Origin of the sequence: Komagataeibacter rhaeticus, from assembly GCF_011611525.1 — a bacterium.
Lineage (GTDB): Bacteria > Pseudomonadota > Alphaproteobacteria > Acetobacterales > Acetobacteraceae > Komagataeibacter > Komagataeibacter rhaeticus.
The window spans coordinates 2,218,805-2,236,466 of sequence record NZ_CP050139.1; the positions used below are offsets into that span (position 1 = coordinate 2,218,805).

Genomic DNA, 17,662 nt, shown 5'->3' on the forward strand with positions numbered 1-17,662 from the left:
CTACCATCCGTTGCAGGCGGATGGCCAGAACATGGGCGTTGCGCCGACCCGGCCGGCATGGCGGCGTGATCCTGCCACCACCACTATTTTTTGCCATGCCCGCGCAACATGATGGCGGCTTCAGTGCAGGTGAAACGTGACGGGCAGCAGAACATGCATGCCTGCCAGCGTGCTGGCGCTTCCCGTGCAACTGATGTTGCGGGCAGCGGCAAGCGCCGTGCTGTCAAGATCATCGTAGCCGGTGCTGCTGTGCAGGCTGGCCTGCCGTACCTGACCCTGCGCCCCCAGGGTCACGTCAACCAGGGCACTGCCTTCCTCATGCAGGTGCCGGGCCATTGCCGGGTACCGCCATGCGGGGGGCGTGCAGCGTGGCTTTGACGGGGCGGCCGGGGCTACCGCGGCAGATGCCCCCTGCGCCACCGCGCCGGAGGGACCGGCCACGGCCGGGGCGCCAGCACCAGGAACAGCCTGTGCCGCGACGGCGGATGAGCGGACCGATGGGGGCAGGACATGCCTTTGCATGGGTGCGGGAACCGGAGGCTTCTGGTCTTTTACCTCCATGCGTGCGGCAGGGACCCGCACGGCAGGCGACGGGGAAGCCGGAGGCTGTGGCGCAGGCGTAGGCGCAGGCGCAGGCGCAGGCGCAGGCGCAGGCGCAGGCGCAGGCGCAGGCGCAGGCGCAGGCGTAGGCGCAGGCGCAGGCGTAGGCGTAGGCGTAGGCGTAGGCGTAGGCGTAGGCGTAGGCGTAGGCGTAGGCGTAGGCGTAGGCGTAGGCGTTTCGGGCGGGGGTGCAACCACCGGCCGGTCAAAAAAGACCTGGATGCCGGTTTTTTCGCCCGGTGGCGCGGGCAGTGGCGCATGGCCGGGCAGCAGCCATGCGGCGACCACACCATGACCCAGCACGGCCAGCAGTACCGCCCACCCCACGGCCAGCCGGGCCGTGCCCCGACGTGTGCCTGTGGCATGGTCCACAAGCAGCCTGCCTGCCATCCTGTCTTGCTGTTGCGTCACGGTTTCATCCACTACGGGCGGCGGGGCGGGCAGTCTTGTCATTTGACAAAACGGGGCGCACCCCTGACAACACACACCTGTTACCGTCTTATCTTACAACCGGAAAGTACCAGTTCAATCATGGGCCACGCCCGCCACCCCTTCATGCAGGACATGCCTGTGATCCGCTGGATCATGGTGCTGTGCGCGTGCATGGGGCTGTGGGGGCAACTGCTGATCGAAAGCCGCAGCCTGCCGGGGGAACTGCCCCGCGGCACCATCATGCGGCTGACGGGAATCGATATCGCCCCCGTCAGGCACACAACCGCCATGCCCGCCATGGACATGGGTCCCGCCCATCATGCCATGACGGGCGCGATGGCCGCCCACCCGCATGCGCCCATGCCCCATACCGGGCATGACCATGCCGAAGGCTGCCCGCTCTGCCCGCTTCTGCACCTGCCCACCCTTGCGCTGGCCATGGCGCCTTTCCTGCCCCTGCCCCCCGTGGCCTGGGCCCATGCACGCCATGAGCCACGCCAGCCCCGTGCGCCCCCCACCGCCCCGCTGGGGCTGCCCCCGTCACGCGGGCCACCTTCCGTTTCCTGAACCCCGTCATGCGCTGTCGCATGCCCGCATGGGCATGCGCGTTCCGTTTTCCGTTCAGGACATGAAAAGTGACTTTCATCAAAAAAACGCCCACGCCCCTGGCCGTGGTGGCGGGTGGCTGGCTGCTGGCTGCTGGCCGGCAGCCTGCATCCGCTTGCCGCCCATGCCGAGACCACCGTAACCCTGCCCGGCCTGTCGATCGAGGACACGGCCGAGGACACCCCGATGGGCGAACGCCCGCTTTCGGCCAGCAGCCCTTCCACCATCGACCGCACGAGCGCCCGCCTGAGCAGCCCGGATGCGGCCAGCCTGTTCCGCAACCAGCCCGGTGTCAGCACCTATGCCGCAGGCGGCCTGGCCGCGCTGCCGGTGCTCAACGGCATGGCGGATGACCGGGTGGCCACCGTGGTCGATGGCGTGCGCATTGCCTCGGGCTGCCCCAACCATATGAACCCCGCCCTGTCCTTCATCGACCCGGACAGCGTCGATACCGCCACCGCCATCGCCGGCATCACGCCGGTCAGCATGGGCGGTGACAGCACCGGCGGCACCGTGGATGTGGAACGCCGCGACCCGCAATTTGCAAAACACGGCAGGATACTGGTCACCGGCCATGTGACCGGCACCTATCGCAGCAATGGCGGCGGCTATGGCGCGTCAGGCAGCCTTACGGTGGCGAACGACATGTTCAGCCTGCGCTACAATGCCTCCTACGCGCAGGCGGGCGACTATAGCGGCGGGGGCGATGCGGGCACGGTCCGCTCGACCAGTTACCTGACCTACAACCATGCCGTGACCTTTGGCATGCACAAGGACAACCACCTGCTGGCCCTGACCTTCGGCCAGCAGGACACACCGCATGAAGGCTTCGCCAACCAGTATATGGACATGACCAACAACCGCTCCACCTTCGTGAACGGCAAGTATGTCGGCACCTTCGACTGGGGCACACTGGAAGCGCGCGGCTACTGGCAGCGCGAGGACCATGCCATGGACTTCCTGCCCGACCGGCAGAAGACCACCCACATGCCCATGAACACCAATGCCCGCATGGCCGGCTACAGCCTGAAGGCCACGATCCCGCTGGCGGAGAGACATACCCTGCGGCTGGGCAGTTCGTTTGACCATTCCGGCCTGAATGACTGGTGGCCGCCGGTTGCGGGCAGCATGATGATGGGGCCGGACACCTATCACAGCATCAATAACGGCCACCGTGACCGGCTGGGCCATTTTGTGGAATGGGAAGCGGCCTGGACCCCGCGCGTCTCCACGCTGCTGGGTTTCCGCAATGACCTGGTCATGATGAATACGGGGCCGGTATCAGGCTATTCCTCCACCCCGTCCATGATGAGCAACGCCAACATTGCCGCCGCCAACGCCTTCAACGCCACCGACCGGGGGCGCACGGACGTGAACTTCGATGTCACGGCCCTGGTGCGCTGGAAGCCCCGGCGCGACCTGTCGATCGAGGGCGGTTACGCACGCAAGACCCGCTCCCCCAACCTGTATGAACGCTATGCATGGGGCCGCTCGGCCATGGTCAGCAGCATGATCAACTGGTTTGGCGACGGGAATGGCTATGTGGGCAACCCGGACCTGAAGCCCGAGGTGGCCAATACCGCCTCCGTCACCGCGGACTGGCACGACCCCGATGGCGACAGGTGGGACCTGAAAATCCAGCCCTATTACACCTACACCCATAATTACGTGAACGCGCAGCGCCTGGCTGCCGCCAGCAACGGCTTCTACACGCTGGGCTTCGTCAACCACAACGCGCAGAGCTACGGCATCAACGGCTCGGGCAATTACCGGCTGTGGCAGAACACCCGTTTCGGACGCGGGGAAATCGTGGCCAACATCAACTGGGTGCGCGGTCAGGACCTGACCAATGGCGCGGCCCTGTACCACCAGATGCCCACCAACGGCAGCGTGGCCGTGCATGAGACGTGGCGGAACTGGACCGGCCGGGTGGAAATGACCTTCGTCAAGGCCAAGGACAGCGTGGACTGGGTGCGTAATGAACCCCGCACCCCCGGCTATGCCCTGCTGGGCCTGGGCGGGCAGTATCACTGGCGGTACATGACGCTGGATGCCAGCATCGACAACGTGCTGAACCAGAAATACGAACTGCCGCTGGGCGGCTGGTCGCTGGCAGATGACGCGGCCACCGGCACCCTGCGCGCCCTGCCGGGCATGGGGCGGTCGTTCAATGTAAGCCTTACGGCCAGTTTCTAGGAGAATATAAAAAAGCGGCCCGCGAAACGCGGCCGCAGGCAACCAAAGACGTTCTTGGTGAAGCTTTTTTCAAAAAGCTTCGGAAAACGCCGCCTTTTTGAAAAAAGGCGGCACCCAAAAACTTTTATTGTTCTCGCAACGGGGGGACGGTTACAGACCCGTCCCCTCCCGCGTGGAGCCAGGCACCACCACAGGCGCGGCATCATCATGGGGCGGCCTGCGGCCCGGGGCCACGCGGCGGAACCAGGCAATGACCGGGCGCAGGCAGATACACAGCATGATCAGCGCCGCCACGTCCGCCGCCGCCGCCGCCCCCTCCAGATGCCACGCCATGGTCATGCCGTAGACCAGCGGCAGGTAGGTCAGGGTCACGATGATGCGCCCCTTCAGCACCTGCGAGACCTGGCCGATCACCGTCAGCAGCGGTTCCAGTGGCACGACGCCCAGCCCCAGTATCGCACTGCCCAGCATCAGCATGATCAGCGAGCGCCCGCCATGCCAGTGCACATGCAGCATCCATGTCAGCAGCGTGTTGCCCAGCACCATCGCCACCCCCATGAGCAGGATGGAGAACCCCCCGATCATAAGGAACAGCTTGCGCACCACGCGCTTGATTCCATACCAGTCCTGCTTTTCGCGCAGGCGGATCAGTTCGGGATAAAGGGCGGGCATCATAAGCTGGGCGGGCTTGGCAATCCCCTCGCCAATCTGGCGGGAGACGCGGTAGACAGCGGCATCCGCAGGCCCCAGCACGCCACCGACCAGCAGCGTGCCGAACTGGTTGAAGACCGAGCCCAGCAGGTGGTTGCAGCTGGTGGAAAGCGTGAAGCGCCAGATCCCCGGCGCATCGCCCGCGCGCAGCCGTGAAAACAGGCTGAAACCCGACGTCCCCCCCGAACGCCGGACCTGCATCCAGCCCAGCGCGGTGCTGCTGATGAACATGACAAGCTGTGTCAGGCTCCAGACCAGCAGGTAATAATCCAGCCCGAAATGGCAGAAAAAACCGATACCCGACCCCACCGTGCGCACCAGCGCGCCCGACAGGTCGGTCAGCATGGTCAGCCAGAAGGAATTGCACAGCCGGAACACCCCGGCCGACCAGCTTGTGTTCATGAACGCGATGGTCAGCATGTACAGCATGGCCGCCCCCTGGTCCCCCACCGGCCAGCCCATATAGGTGCCGAACAGCGCCACCCCCACCGTGCCCACCAGCCAGCCCACGCCCCCGCTCAGGTAATCGGCCCGGATGCAGAACGCCAGCACGCGCGAGAACTCGGCCCGCCTGCCATTGGTGAAGGGATCGGTCCCGTAATGCAGCAGCGGCTGCCAGGACAGCAGATGCGTGGCGGCCGACACCGCCGCGGCAAACGTGGTGACCAGCATGAGCACGCCAAACTGCCGCAGTCCCAGCGCGCGCACCGCCCACGCCACATACACGAAGCTGCAGATGGCATTGGTCGCGCGCCCGGCAATCAGGAAGCCGGTATTGCCAAAGATACGCTTGAGCGCATCGCGTTCGTCAGTGGACATGAACGGTCACGCGCACAAAACCCGCGCACGGGCCGGCCCCGGACACGTTTCCTTAGAACAACAGGCCAAAACGATAGCGCAGGCTCCCTTGCTGCAGACGTACCTGACCCGGCCCACGCGGCTTGCGCCCGCACTGTTCCGGTTCCATACGCCCCATGTCATGCGGCACCTTAGTGCGCCCCGGCGGCCGGTGCTAGTCCCTGCCGCGCATGAACTGCAATTGAGAGGCAACTGGCGCGGCCGCCAGCCCCCACCCGATGGCCATGAACATCCACCCCGCCGTGGGCTGTGTCAGCAGTGAACTGGTGGACTGGACCGGCCACAGCACCAGCGCCGCCGTAATGGCCAGCATCAGCCGGCACGGGTCATGCGCCCCCACCAGCCCGCGCCACATGGGAACCAGCAGGCACACGGCCAGCGCGGCAAACAGCCCCATCGCGGGCAGCCCCCCCATCGTGCCCATGAGCAGATAGAAATTGTGCGGGTGCAGGTTGCACCCCACGGCACCGCCATGCGGGCCTTCCGCCACCCCCAGCCAGGGCAGGCCATGGAAATAGGCCGGGTCCGGGCAGGCATGGCGGAAGCCGTCGAATCCCAGCCCCGACCATGGATGCCGCGCAATCATCACCCCGGCGCGGATGAACAGCATGCCATACGGGCTGTCGGCAAAGGCATGCATATGCGTGACAAGGTTCACGACCAGCTTGTCATAGGCCTGGGGCGCCAGCAGGGGCGACAGGGCAACGCCCCCTGCTCCCAGCACCACCACCGCCAGAACACCCGCCCGCAGCCGTGGCACCAGCAGGCCCACCACCCCCATGGCGGCCAGCATGTGCAAAAGCGGCATGCGCTGGGCCACCAACACCATGGTCAGCACCAGCCCCAGCAGCAGGGCCGCCGCCTTGAGCCGTCCATACCCGCCCGCACGCTCCGACAGCGTGATCAGGTAGGGAAACAGCCCCGGCAGGGCGGTCATGACCAGCGCATGCCCCGCGCGTGGCGCCCATAGCGGCCCCAGCAGCGCACCATCCGCCCAGCGGCCATATCCCATGAAATTCCGCCCGCACAGATATTGCTGCCAGCACCCCGCAACCAGCCACAGCGCCACCAGCCCATAGGCGCGCGCCAGGACCCGCCGTACTGCCGCACACGGCAGCACCCATGCCTGAAGGGCCGCGACAAACACGAAATACCGGCTGAAACCCGCGGCGTGCAGCATCCCGCGCGCGCCATCCGCAAGACCCGCGCACAGCACGATATCCCCCCACAGCAGGGCCGCCACCAGCACCCAGCCCTGCCGCAGCCAGTTCCAGTGACGGCACAGCACGCAATGGATCACGAACAGGATGGCCACCGCCGTCATCACGATTTCCGCCGGGGCCAGCGCGTAAAGCAACAGGAGAGGCATGGGCAGCACAAGGCCGGTCGCAACCCGCAGTATCCACCACTCGACCTGCCGCATCCGTCCCCTCCCCGTGCACACGCTCCGGCTTTTCTGGCGCCCTGTGTGCCTGCCCGGCAAGGCGCCGGGCTGGCCCCCTCCTGCCAGCCATGCGGGCCATCTGGCAAGTCCTGTCGGCTGCATTCAAATCGTATTGTGGCGCGTCAAAATAATGCCTTGATATAAAAAGATAAAAGTTTTTAGTGCTGCCTTTATTTCACAAAGGCAGCATGCTTCGAAGCTTTTTGAAAAAAGCTTCACCAAAAACTTCTTTATGATTTGCCGGACATTTGCAGGGCAGGATTTTGAAACAGCCTGTTATATAAACGGATCACGGCCCCACAGCAGAATGATGAGACTTACGGCAATGCGCGACTACAAAGCGGGACTGGTGGCGCTGGCCGCACTGGCGCTGGCCGGCTGTACGGCAGCGCCTTCGGGCATTGTCCGTGGTCCGACCGTAACGGGACAGTCACGCATTTACGTGGCCCCCGGCACGCCGGATGACCCGTGGGAGCCTTACATACAGGAAGCCGCAACCCGCTTTTCGGTCCCGACCGCATGGATCCGCGCGGTGATGCAGCAGGAATCGGGCGGCAGGCAGTATCTGGACGGACAGCTGACAACATCGGGCGCCGGGGCGATGGGGCTCATGCAGCTCATGCCCGAAACCTATGCCGACATGCAGGCCCAGTACGCACTGGGGGATGACGCGTATGAACCGCATGACAACATCATGGCGGGCACGGCATATATCCGCCAGATGTATGACCGCTTCGGCACGCCGGACTTCCTGGCCGCCTACAATGCCGGCCCCGAGCGTGTCGCCGCATGGCGCCAGAACGGTGATCCCCTTCCCGCCGAGACCATGGAATATGTGGCGGCCATCACGCCCGGCCTTGGCCCCGACCTGCCGCCGGGCCTGACCGGCAGCCCCGCCAGCGGCCCCACGATGCTGGCCCGGGCCGATGGCGCGGACATGAACGCGGCCCATGCCCCGCCCGCGGCTGCAACGCCGTCCCTGTCGCGCACGGCGGATGGCTGCCTGCGCAATGCCGATGCCGCCTATGACCCCACGGCCCCCTGCCTGATGGATCAGGATACCCCCCATGGCGATGCGGGAGATGACATGAAGCCGTCCCGGACCGTGAATGACACGGACAGGGCCATGGCGCAGGATACCGTCCTGCCCGACCGGGTCGTGCCGGCCCCCGTGCCCGACACGGCCTACCGCCCCGCCGTGATTCAGGCCGTGCACTACAACGCGGGTGCGGGCGGGAACGGGACATGGGGCGTGCAGGTCGGCGCCTTTTCCACCGATGCCGAGGCCCGGCAGGCACTGGCGCGCACCCGCCTGCTGATCGGTGCCCGGCCGGCCGCGCTGGCGGCGGTCGTCATGCCGGTGCCGGCGGCGTCAGGCGTACTGTATCGTGCCCGCCTGGTCGGCTTTGGTGCATCGGAGGCATCCGATACCTGCCAGACGCTGCATGCCCATGCCATGGCCTGCTTCACGGTTGCGGCCCATACGTGAAAGCATGGCTGAAAATGGCGGCATACCGGTCCTGATCGCGTGATGCCGGTATCGTGAACGGAAAAAATGCCGCACATGCCCTTTTCCGTCCTGACTGCCTTTTGCACGGACGGCCCCATCCCATATCTGGCAGACCGGGATGATTGTTCATGCCCGGCAGGAGGTTGCCATGGTTATGGGAACACGTTACCGCGCATCGACCGGGCCAGACCGGTCTTCAGCCATCAGGGCAATGGATCTTGTCGGAATCGGCATGGTTCTTCTGACACTGGTGCTGTGGCTCTCACTCGCCTTCTGGTAAAAGCCGGTCATTCACTCCTTTGGGGGAGGATCAGATGCTCATGCACACCACCATGCGCCGCACGGCCCATGCGGGCACATATCGCACAGGAAAACCGGAAAGCTGGGATATCATGGGGCCCGCCATGATTGCCGCGGCCTTTGCCGTGGCTACCGCGCTCATTTTCCTTTCATGAACTGACAGTGCGGGGGAAAGTCCGCATAGGGCGGGCTTTCCTTCCCCGTGCCGGGCCTGTAGGCTTGCCGCGCGCGGGTTTTCCGTAGTTGTGCAAACCGTAAAAGGCTTCCATGCGCCCGTTTCCAGCCCTGCTTGTTGTTCTTGGCCTTGCTGCCGGGCTGGCCGCCTGCGTTGACCGTGATCCCCGCATGGACCGCAATTCACGCGCCGCCGCTGACCACACAAATGGCGGACCACAGGGGGACTGGGGCAGTCTGGGCGGCGGATGGAGCGGCCCCGGTACGATGGGCTGGTAGCCGGTTGCCTGCGGTATATAAATAATTTCTCATCCGGCTGACACAAATTGTTAGCTGCCGGACATCTTTTTGATACGCGGCGGGTTTCAGTATTGCCTCTCATTAAAAGTAATGGCGGCATGATGAAGAAGATTGTTTTCCTGGGTCTCGCCCTGCTGGCAGCCGTGGCCGTGAGCTATCCCACCATCAGTACGGCCCATCACGTACAGGCGGGATCGGCGCTTTTTGAACAGAAATAGCCCGCAACCGGCCTGACCGGCGGCATAAAACCGCATGGCGTCACAGACCGCCGGGCCTTTGTCCATATTCACGGGGAAAACCATGTTCAGGATCCGCCTGCTGCTTGCCTTATGCATGCTGGGCACCGCCATCAACCCGACCGGGGCACAAAGCCGTACCCATCGTATCAACATGAATATCCGCCCCCATTCCCATACCCAGGTCAATACGGAAATGGGCCATATACGTGGCTACGCGCCAGCCATGGACAGCAATGGCAGTGCCTACCGCGACATCGATGCACAATGCGCGGCCCAGGGGCTGGGGAACGTCTCCTCACAATCCGCGACCGTTGGCGTCAGTCTGGCGTCACGACGCAATTTCTATGCCCAGTGCATGGTGCAGCATGGGGCATGGCGGCAGGGACAAAAGAACTGATCACGCGCCCGCAACACCCGTCCCCTGTCCGCGTTGTGGCCACACTCGCGGGAGGTGGCGATGACACGCCTGACCAGACTGTACGTATCCCTTATTATGGCCATGCTCGTAGCCGGGTGCCACGACCCGGGTCATGACCATCCGGTCTACTGGCATGAAAATGACAGCCGGGATCGCAACACGCACCAGCACTGGAGCCGTGGCCCCCATACCGATCACTGATCCCCATGCCCGCAGGAGCGGAAGACCGGCGCTCACCGTTCATGACGACAGGAACGGGCGGCCACCGATGCGGTGGCGCAGGTGCCTGAATACAGCGGTTTTTGTGTAACCGAACCCCTAGACGGCGGCGGAATAGCTGGCTAAACAGACCCTATGGAGAGGTGGCCGAGCGGTTGAAGGCAGCGGTCTTGAAAACCGCCGTGCGTGTGAGCGTACCGTGGGTTCGAATCCCACCCTCTCCGCCATATGTCCCATAAAATCAGACTGAACGGCATGCCCCCCCCCCCTCATCGCATGGGGCGGTCGTGACATGTATCTGTCCGCAGCCCGATATGGCGCGGCAGCCCGGCATGCCCCGGCGCAGGACCGGGACAGATGCCCGTGGCCTGCCCCGGCGGGGATCAATGGTGTTCTCCCCGCGCGGTCTCCTCATCCAGCTTTTCCTGTGCCTTCACACGCCGGCGCGCGCGGGCGCGCAGCCACAGCCATGCCCCCGTCCCCAGCATGACCGCGCCCGTCACACCACACAGATACATCAGCATCGGATGGCGCGACAGGAACCAGTCCACCCACATCCACCATGGCAGATGCCCCACGGTATAGGTGGGCGATGTGCGATACGTGGTGAAATGCTCGCCGTTCTTGATCACCAGATCACCCTGTATGGTGGGCAGCACCTTCGGGTCATGCAGGCTGGCAACCAGTTCGTGAATGCGGATGCCATTATCCCCCACCAGGGCCAGCACCGAACGGTGGCTGGCATAGGGGGACTCGCTGCCGATCATCAACGCGGCGTTACGTACCGGCATGTCCAGATTGGCCGTCACGCCATTGCGCAGGCCACTGCCGTCACGGTCCTGAAAGATGTACCAGATACCCTGCAGCCCCGTCTGCTGCCCGACACGGATATGGTCGCCATCAATCCGGTAGGCCGAGCGCGAAAGCAGTGTCGCCGCCGCTCCCATCTGCCCCACCGGAGCCAGCAGGATGACATCACCCTCGGGCGGCGTGTGCGCGATATCTTCCGTCGTGGCCAGGTGGATGCCCGATACCGGATACCATGTCACCGATCCGAAAAAACCCATCAGGTCGAAATAGGCGCCGATCGTATCGGTATCGGGCGCGGGTGGCAGCACGACCGTCGTCTCCCCCAGATCCGCCATGCGGGAGAACGGGAAGCCGATTTCAGCGAAATAGGACAGGTTGGGCAGTTCGGTGAAGTGGACCCCACGCCGGAAATCCAGCACGGAATCGGAATCGATTTCCAGATGCGGGGAATCCGGGGTGCGGCGGCATGCACCCCGCTCTACCGGCCGGGTATCAAACTGGAACTGCAGGTCATTCTGGCCGAACAGCAGCCATGGCGGAATGGCCGTGACATGCCCCACGGCCCCGGCATGCTCGGTCACCATCCGTTCCGACCAGATACGCCACAGGTTGTTGTTCAGCAACGAATAGCTCTGGATATACGTATTGTTCACACTGACATCGAGGCGCGAAGCCGCTATGTCCACCACCGGATTGCCCGGCGCACGCACCCACAGATCCATCAGGAACGGCAGCCGGTGCCAGGTGTACAGGTCGGGCGGCAGATGGAAGGGCACATGCAGGGTATCGGGCGCAAACCCGCCCGCCTGCAGGTCGCCCGCCGTCACCAGCTCGCCAAAACGGACCGGACGGTCTGTCGGAATGAAAGACGGAGCATCATAGGCCACGCGCGGACGCAGGGTCACATCCTCCACCACCGCGCCCGGCAGGTCACCCAGTGTATCGGGGGAGAAAACCAGCGTCCTGGCCGCCACCTCCACTTCAGCCGGCGTGCGGCCGGTCACCACCAGGATGGTGCCCCATTTGTCGTTCGGGTTGGCAATCTCGAACAGGGTCGGGCCTGATGGCGGGGTTCCCCGGTCATCAATCGCAATCCGGGGGCCGATCTCGATGGCATTGCCCGTATCGGGCAGGGTGCGCGCAACAGGAAAGGTGAGCTGCCGCGTATCGGCCAGCCTGCCGAACCAGGACGCCACAAGCCCCCCAGCCCGCAGGACTTCAGGCGCCATGGCACTGCCCGGCAGCACCATGGGCACCCGCATGGCAACCTTCAGGTTGGAATCAAAAAAGGGCGTGGGTAGCCGGCTCAGGCTGCGTACCGGCTCGATGCGCGCGGTGGTCAGCGTGATGGTGGACTGATCGGATATCTGCGCCCACAGGACATCATTGTACAGGTCGTTGCAGTCCCGCCTGTATTCCCCGGCAAAGCGGAAATTGAGCTTGCTGTCCCCGGTAAAATAAAGCGGATCTATGCTGAATTCGATCGGCCCGAAGGTGGGATGGGCCGGATCGATGCGGATCGTGCCGACATACTGCTCGTTCAGGGTCACGGTAATGGCCGTGGCTTCTGGCAGCAGCGAGGGCGAAATCGCCCCCGAAAGGTGCAGCGTGGCATGGGTTACGACGCGGTTGGCGGGCACCACCACATCCACCCCCTGCAGGGGGGAAAACCCGCGCAGCGTCAGCGGGCCGGGAAAACGGCTGAGGTCACGGAACGCGATGGTGCGCGTAATTTCGGCATCGGCCACCCGGTCGGCCAGTTTCTGGTCCAGGGTATCGGTGGCGGGCGGGATGTCACCGCTATTGGTATCCCCCAGCGGGGTCAGGTGCGAGACGCCGGTATGGCTGTAGCCGGGCGGCATCTGTGCCCGGGCCGGAATGGCGGCCAGCATGGCGCCCACCAGCAGCATGATGATGCCAGTGCCGAGCCTGTGGGGCACGGGTGGAATCACAAGGCTTTTCTTTTCCAGCGTTTCTTCCTTGTGCACGCTTTCGCTACTTTCTTCCTGCCCCTTTGACGGGAGGCTCCACAGATAGGGCGGCGCAAGCAGCCCACCTATACTTTTTATGACCTGATAGATGCTGTTCAACGGTCGGTCATCCTTGAAATCGGCCCAGTTATGCCAGGCATCGCTGCGCCCGAATACAAGGCTTACGACCTCGCGCTCCTCTTCCAGGGTATCAAGCTTCCATTGCAGGTGCAGCCAGGAGCCACGCTGCTGGCCCAGAATGCGCGCGGGTACCGCAATATCGATTCCGTCATCGGGCTTGCTGTAACGCAGCGTGATGTCCACCGGGGTCTCGATCTGTTCGGGCAGGTGCATGGTCACACCCGCGCCACCAAGCGAGATGTCGGTAGTGTGCGCCTGGAATACCCTGCCATCCGCAAAGCAGACCTCGACCGGCAGCTTGACCCGGACCCGGGGCTTGTGGCGGATCTGCCGCGTCTCACGCCCGACCGCGATGGACGCCAGCACCACGATCAGGCTGACGGTGATCCACAGCGTGTTGAGCGCAAAGGACTGGAATGCCAGTTTCTGGTGATACTGGAAGATCATGCCCCAGATGCCCCGCACCATGCCCCCGAACAGGATGATGGCCATGATCGCATTGGGATAGACCGCGCTGAAATCGAAATAGCCCCGCGCCAGCAGCCCGCCCTTGTCCGTTACGTTGAATTTGCCCTTGTGCGGCTGGAGCAGGGTAACGATGGTGATGCGGATCAGGAACAGCGCGAGCGATGTCTCGTAAATCTCGCTCCAGAAGGAATAGCGCCACCGCCCCTCGATGCGTGAAAGCGTCATGATGGAATGGAAGATGTGCGGCAGCGCATAGACCATGATGGCAAAGGGCGAGGCCGCGATGATGTTCTGCCCGAAGAACAGGAACCCCAGCGGCGAGACAAGGAAGGTCACACGCGGAATGGCAAACAGGAAGTGCGACATGGCCGACAGGTAGCACAGCCGCTGCTCCCACCGCAGGCCGCCCCCCAGCATGGGATTGTCCCGCCGCATGATCTGCAGCATGCCACGCGCCCAGCGCACGCGCTGGCCGATATGCAGGATCAGCCGCTCGGTCGCAAGGCCCGCCGCCAGCGGCTGGCACAGATAGGCGGTGCCCCAGCCCTTGCGCTGCATCTTGAGCGCGGTATGCGCATCCTCCGTCACCGTCTCGGTTGCGAAACCACCCACGCTGAGCAGGGCGGAACGGCGGATGGCGGCACACGAACCGCAGAAGAATGTCGCGTCCCAGAAATCATTGCCGTCCTGTATCAGGCCATAGAACATGTTGCCTTCGGGCGGCACGTCATAGCCCGCGGCCAGATTGCGCTGGAACGGATCGGGGGAATAGAAATGGTGGGGTGTCTGCAGCAGGGCCAGCTTGGGGTCCGCCCATAGCCAGCCAATGGTCTTGAGCAGGAAGGAACGCGTAGGCACATGGTCGCAGTCAAAGATGACCACGAACTCCCCCTTCGTGATCTGCATGGCGTGGTTGAGGTTGCCGGCCTTCGCGTGGTTGTTCTCGGCGCGGATGATGTAACCCGCGCCCGATTCCACCGCGAAGTCCCGGAAGGCCTTCCGCCGGCCATCATCAAGGATGTAGACGTTCAGCTTGTCCGCCGGCCAGTGCAGGTCCATCGCACCCAGCACGGTGGAGCGGACAAGTTCCAGGTCCTCGTTGTAGGATGGAACATAGACATCCACCATCGGCCAGTCCGCCGGGTCATCGGGCAGGCGGTGCGGCTTGCGGCCCAGTGGCCACGACATCTGGAAATAGCTCAGGCACAGGGTGGACAGCGCGTAGCCTTCCGCCCCCAGCAGGGCAAGCGACATGGCAACCTGCAACGGTCCATGAAACTCCACCGTGCTGCCCAGCCGCCAGATCAGGTAGCGGAAGGAAACAAAGAGCGACAGCATCATCAGAATGCAGGTGATGTGCCGCCCCGGCCTGCGGTTGAGGATGAAGAAAAGCGTGATCGTGCCGATCGAGATATAGGCCTGCTCGGCTGGCGCAAGGGTGATGTCACCAACGGACACGCAGAGTACCGCACCCACCACCATCAGCAGCGCGATAAGCCAGGCCTGCCGCCGCGGCGTGGTCAACAGCGCCTCTCCGCCCCACTTCAGCCACAATTCCCTGAGCATGTTCTATAACCAGACCGACCTGAATAAAAACCCGTCAAATGAAGTAAAACCATACCGGCAGCCATCCCGGCGGCGCTGCGCCATGGGGCATTGCGGCATGGATGGATTTTCGTTTCCTATCATGCGCGGTATGACCGAAAGCCTTTTCTCCCCGACATCTTTCCCGATGGATGCCGACACTAGAGGAGCCAGCGGGCCAACCGCAAGGCATTATCGGACAGGCTGATTTATTTTCAGTCAGGAAGCGGAAGTGGTCATTCACATGCAGTTTAACCAGCCCGTGGGCGGACTGGATCTGGTCCCTCCGCAATAAAACCTGTGGTTGCATCCTTCCATGCCATAAAATACGGCCCCCAGACAGAAAAGGCACCCGGACCGTACGGTCCGGATGCCTTCGTGCAATCGGCCCCGCCCACAGGGGCACGGGCATGGAATGCGTGGTTCAGACCGCGCGGCGACCCGCGCTGCCCTGGCGGTTGCCCCCGCCACCGGGGCGGCCACCACGGCCGCCGCCGGGGGGCCTGCCCCCACCAGCCGGACGGCCACCACCGGGGGGCCTGCCACCGCCAGGCCGGCCACCGCCGCCACGGCCCCGGCCACCGCCGCCCAGCACGGGCGGCCGCATGGTGGAGTGTTCGGCCGCTTCGGAATGGTACGGATGTTCGGACACCACGGGAATGGCCTTGCCGATATTCTTCTCGATATCACGCAGCCAGGCACGCTGTTCCGCATCGCACAGCGACACGGCCCAGCCCTCGCGCCCCGCGCGCGCGGTGCGGCCGATGCGGTGCACGTAGCTTTCGGGTACGTTGGGCAGGTCGTAGTTGAACACGTGGGTCACGTCATCGACATCAATGCCGCGGGCCGCGATGTCGGTGGCCACCAGCACCTTCACATTGCCCGAGCGGAAGCCGGACATGGCACGCTCACGCGCGCCCTGTGACTTGTTGCCGTGAATGGCTTCGGCCGTGATGCCGTGCTCGCCCAGGAAGGCGGCGACCTTGTTGGCTTCATGCTTCATCAGCGTGAACACCACGGCGCGCTCGACCTTGGGCGAGTCCACCAAAAGCTTCAGCGCCTCGCGCTTGTTGGCGGTATCGACAAACATCACTGCCTGACGAATGCGGTCCACCGTGCTGGACGGCGGCGTGACCTGCACGGTTGCCGGGTCACGCAGCAGGCCGTGCGCCAGGTCAGAAATGCTCTTGGGCATGGTGGCCGAGAACAGCAGCGTCTGCCGGTCGGTGGGCAGGGCCGCGACAATCTTGCGGATGTCGCGCACGAAACCCATGTCGAGCATACGGTCGGCTTCGTCCAGCACCAGCACTTCAAGGCCGGACAGGTCAACATGCCCCTGGCCCATCAGGTCCAGCAGGCGGCCGGGGGCCGCGACCAGCACGTCCACGCCACGGCGCAGGGCCTCGATCTGGCGCCCCTGCCCCACGCCGCCAAACACGACGGCATGGCTGAAGCGCATGTGGCGGGCATAGGATGCGAAGCTTTCCCCGATCTGGGATGCCAGTTCACGGGTGGGGGCGAGCACCAGGGCGCGCGCACCCTTGGGGTGGGCCCGGCCCTTTTCACGGAAAAGACGGTCAAGGATGGGCAGCGCGAAGGCCGCGGTCTTGCCCGTGCCGGTCTGTGCCAGACCCAGCAGGTCACGCCCTTCCAGCAGGTAGGGAATGGCGCCAGCCTGAATGGGGGTGGGCTGGGTGTAGCCTTCCTCGTCCAGTGCGCGCAGCAGCGGCTCTGCAAGATGAAGATCGGCAAACGTTGTCATGAAGGGCGCCTCCTGGCGCGAAAAAACAGGGCCGCGGGGCCTGCGGCGTGCCGCATGCCCGAAGAGCGAACCGACAGACATACCCGATACCGGCCCTTATATGCACAGGGGCACGCGTTCTGTCGTCGCAAGGATATGATGTTAGGGATAGAGGCCGGTCCAGTCTGCTTTCAGTCGTGTCCCCCGCGTCAAGGACACGTGCAATCAAACCAGCACAAGGTAACAGGCGCGGTCCGTTCCCGAGCGTGATGCTCTATCGCGTTATCGGGGGGGCTGCAAGTCTTTTCATGCGGCGGCATGCCCAGCGGGGGACTACCCGTCCTTGCGCCGCAGCAGGAACAGCGCCTGTTCGCCAAACAGGTTGGCCAGCCGGATCGAACGCCGCCATGGCGCGCGTTCCCCGTCCTCGTCCACGGCCATCCACTCTTCCACCACATAGCCTTCGTCGCGGCACAGGGTCAGGAAGTCGAGGATGGTGCACGGATGGATGTTGGGCGTGTCATACCACGGCGTGTTCCACACGCTGGTCATGGGCATGCGCCCGCGCACCAGCATCTGCACGCGCAGCCGCCAGTGGCCGAAATTGGGGAAGGACACGATGGCGTACCGCCCGATGCGCAGCATCTGGCGCAGCACCTCCCGCGGGCGTTCGACCGCCTGGAGCGTGCGCTGGAGCACCACGTAGTCAAAGGCGTTGTCCGGATAATGCGCCAGGTCGTGGTCCGCATCGCCATGCATGACCGGCAGGCCATGGGCGACGGAACGCGTGACCTCACGCATGTCGATCTCGATGCCACGGGCGTCACAGCCGCTGTTGCGGAACAGGTAGTCCAGCAATGCGCCATCCCCGCTGCCCACATCGAGCACACGGGTGCGGGGCCGGATCATTCCGGCAATCAGGCGCTGGTCAAGGCGCATGG

At 64.2% G+C, this 17,662-nt stretch carries 14 protein-coding genes and 1 tRNA gene; 8 read left to right on the forward strand and 7 right to left on the reverse strand.

Annotation, left to right across the window (positions count from 1 at the left end; all coding sequences use genetic code 11):
- Positions 1-120: 120 nt before the first annotated feature.
- Positions 121-522, reverse strand: a complete 402-nt coding sequence (locus GWK63_RS17260; RefSeq protein WP_223846514.1) for a TonB family protein — start codon at positions 520-522, stop codon at positions 121-123.
- A gap of 609 nt (positions 523-1,131) precedes the next feature.
- Here GWK63_RS17260 and GWK63_RS10100 point away from each other — a divergent pair.
- Complete coding sequence (locus GWK63_RS10100; RefSeq protein ID WP_223846515.1) at positions 1,132-1,599, forward strand: DUF2946 domain-containing protein; 468 nt, start codon at positions 1,132-1,134, stop codon at positions 1,597-1,599.
- Between the two features lie 114 nt (positions 1,600-1,713).
- Positions 1,714-3,834, forward strand: coding sequence for a TonB-dependent receptor (locus GWK63_RS10105; RefSeq protein ID WP_396415478.1), 2,121 nt, complete (start codon positions 1,714-1,716; stop codon positions 3,832-3,834).
- A gap of 150 nt (positions 3,835-3,984) precedes the next feature.
- On the opposite strand, the gene GWK63_RS10110 is transcribed toward GWK63_RS10105, so the two are convergent.
- Both GWK63_RS10110 and GWK63_RS10115 read right to left on the reverse strand, forming a co-directional pair.
- Positions 3,985-5,364 carry a lipopolysaccharide biosynthesis protein gene (locus tag GWK63_RS10110; protein WP_007399862.1) on the reverse strand — a complete coding sequence of 460 codons (1,380 nt, stop codon included), beginning with the start codon at positions 5,362-5,364 and terminating at the stop codon, positions 3,985-3,987.
- A 193-nt stretch (positions 5,365-5,557) separates the two neighbouring features.
- The gene (locus GWK63_RS10115; protein WP_007399861.1) at positions 5,558-6,826 is read right to left on the reverse strand and encodes an O-antigen ligase family protein; all 1,269 of its coding nucleotides are present in this window, start codon (positions 6,824-6,826) and stop codon (positions 5,558-5,560) included.
- 346 nt (positions 6,827-7,172) lie between these two features.
- On the opposite strand from GWK63_RS10115, the gene GWK63_RS10120 reads away from it, so the two are divergent.
- From GWK63_RS10120 to GWK63_RS10125, 3 genes are all read left to right on the forward strand, one after another.
- Positions 7,173-8,336: a lytic transglycosylase domain-containing protein gene (locus GWK63_RS10120; protein WP_007399859.1), complete on the forward strand. Its 1,164-nt coding sequence runs from the start codon at positions 7,173-7,175 to the stop codon at positions 8,334-8,336.
- Positions 8,337-8,677: 341 nt separating this feature from the next.
- Positions 8,678-8,812 carry a hypothetical protein gene (locus GWK63_RS17410; protein ID WP_258365839.1) on the forward strand — a complete coding sequence of 45 codons (135 nt, stop codon included), beginning with the start codon at positions 8,678-8,680 and terminating at the stop codon, positions 8,810-8,812.
- A gap of 112 nt (positions 8,813-8,924) precedes the next feature.
- On the forward strand, positions 8,925-9,110 hold the full coding sequence (locus tag GWK63_RS10125; protein WP_007399855.1) for a hypothetical protein: 186 nt from the start codon (positions 8,925-8,927) through the stop codon (positions 9,108-9,110).
- Between the two features lie 86 nt (positions 9,111-9,196).
- Here GWK63_RS10125 and GWK63_RS10130 read toward each other — a convergent pair whose 3' ends face one another.
- Positions 9,197-9,433 (reverse strand): hypothetical protein, encoded by a 237-nt coding sequence (locus GWK63_RS10130; protein ID WP_157771996.1) that lies wholly within the window; start codon positions 9,431-9,433, stop codon positions 9,197-9,199.
- On the opposite strand from GWK63_RS10130, the gene GWK63_RS10135 reads away from it, so the two are divergent.
- The 3 genes from GWK63_RS10135 (at position 9,432) to GWK63_RS10145 (ending at position 10,234) form a co-directional block, all read left to right on the forward strand.
- Positions 9,432-9,767: a hypothetical protein gene (locus GWK63_RS10135; protein WP_034933366.1), complete on the forward strand. Its 336-nt coding sequence runs from the start codon at positions 9,432-9,434 to the stop codon at positions 9,765-9,767. The two genes, GWK63_RS10130 and GWK63_RS10135, sit on opposite strands and share 2 nt — an antisense overlap.
- 60 nt (positions 9,768-9,827) lie before the next feature.
- Entirely contained in the window at positions 9,828-9,989 is a 162-nt protein-coding gene (locus GWK63_RS10140; protein ID WP_156953916.1) for a hypothetical protein, read from the forward strand.
- Between the two features lie 155 nt (positions 9,990-10,144).
- Positions 10,145-10,234: transfer RNA gene (locus tag GWK63_RS10145), tRNA-Ser, on the forward strand.
- 156 nt (positions 10,235-10,390) lie between these two features.
- Here GWK63_RS10145 and bcsA read toward each other — a convergent pair.
- The 3 genes from bcsA to metW form a co-directional block, all read right to left on the reverse strand.
- Positions 10,391-14,962 (reverse strand): UDP-forming cellulose synthase catalytic subunit, encoded by a 4,572-nt coding sequence (gene bcsA / locus GWK63_RS10150; RefSeq protein ID WP_039999744.1) that lies wholly within the window; start codon positions 14,960-14,962, stop codon positions 10,391-10,393.
- 442 nt (positions 14,963-15,404) lie between these two features.
- Complete coding sequence (locus GWK63_RS10155) at positions 15,405-16,742, reverse strand: DEAD/DEAH box helicase (RefSeq protein WP_034933368.1); 1,338 nt, start codon at positions 16,740-16,742, stop codon at positions 15,405-15,407.
- A gap of 312 nt (positions 16,743-17,054) precedes the next feature.
- The gene (gene metW, locus GWK63_RS10160; protein WP_007399847.1) at positions 17,055-17,660 is read right to left on the reverse strand and encodes a methionine biosynthesis protein MetW; all 606 of its coding nucleotides are present in this window, start codon (positions 17,658-17,660) and stop codon (positions 17,055-17,057) included.
- Positions 17,661-17,662 lie beyond the last annotated feature (2 nt).

Coding starts and splice junctions, on each gene's coding strand:
- GWK63_RS10130 (WP_157771996.1), bottom strand. CDS start 9,433: ATGGTTTTCCCCGTGAATATGGACAAAGGCCCGGCGGTCTGTGACGCC.
- GWK63_RS10155 (WP_034933368.1), bottom strand. CDS start 16,742: ATGACAACGTTTGCCGATCTTCATCTTGCAGAGCCGCTGCTGCGCGCA.
- GWK63_RS10100 (WP_223846515.1), top strand. CDS start 1,132: ATGGGCCACGCCCGCCACCCCTTCATGCAGGACATGCCTGTGATCCGC.
- GWK63_RS10125 (WP_007399855.1), top strand. CDS start 8,925: ATGCGCCCGTTTCCAGCCCTGCTTGTTGTTCTTGGCCTTGCTGCCGGG.
- GWK63_RS10115 (WP_007399861.1), bottom strand. CDS start 6,826: ATGCGGCAGGTCGAGTGGTGGATACTGCGGGTTGCGACCGGCCTTGTG.
- metW (WP_007399847.1), bottom strand. CDS start 17,660: ATGCGCCTTGACCAGCGCCTGATTGCCGGAATGATCCGGCCCCGCACC.
- GWK63_RS17410 (WP_258365839.1), top strand. CDS start 8,678: ATGCACACCACCATGCGCCGCACGGCCCATGCGGGCACATATCGCACA.
- GWK63_RS10140 (WP_156953916.1), top strand. CDS start 9,828: ATGACACGCCTGACCAGACTGTACGTATCCCTTATTATGGCCATGCTC.
- GWK63_RS10120 (WP_007399859.1), top strand. CDS start 7,173: ATGCGCGACTACAAAGCGGGACTGGTGGCGCTGGCCGCACTGGCGCTG.
- GWK63_RS17260 (WP_223846514.1), bottom strand. CDS start 522: ATGCAAAGGCATGTCCTGCCCCCATCGGTCCGCTCATCCGCCGTCGCG.
- GWK63_RS10135 (WP_034933366.1), top strand. CDS start 9,432: ATGTTCAGGATCCGCCTGCTGCTTGCCTTATGCATGCTGGGCACCGCC.
- bcsA (WP_039999744.1), bottom strand. CDS start 14,962: ATGCTCAGGGAATTGTGGCTGAAGTGGGGCGGAGAGGCGCTGTTGACC.
- GWK63_RS10110 (WP_007399862.1), bottom strand. CDS start 5,364: ATGTCCACTGACGAACGCGATGCGCTCAAGCGTATCTTTGGCAATACC.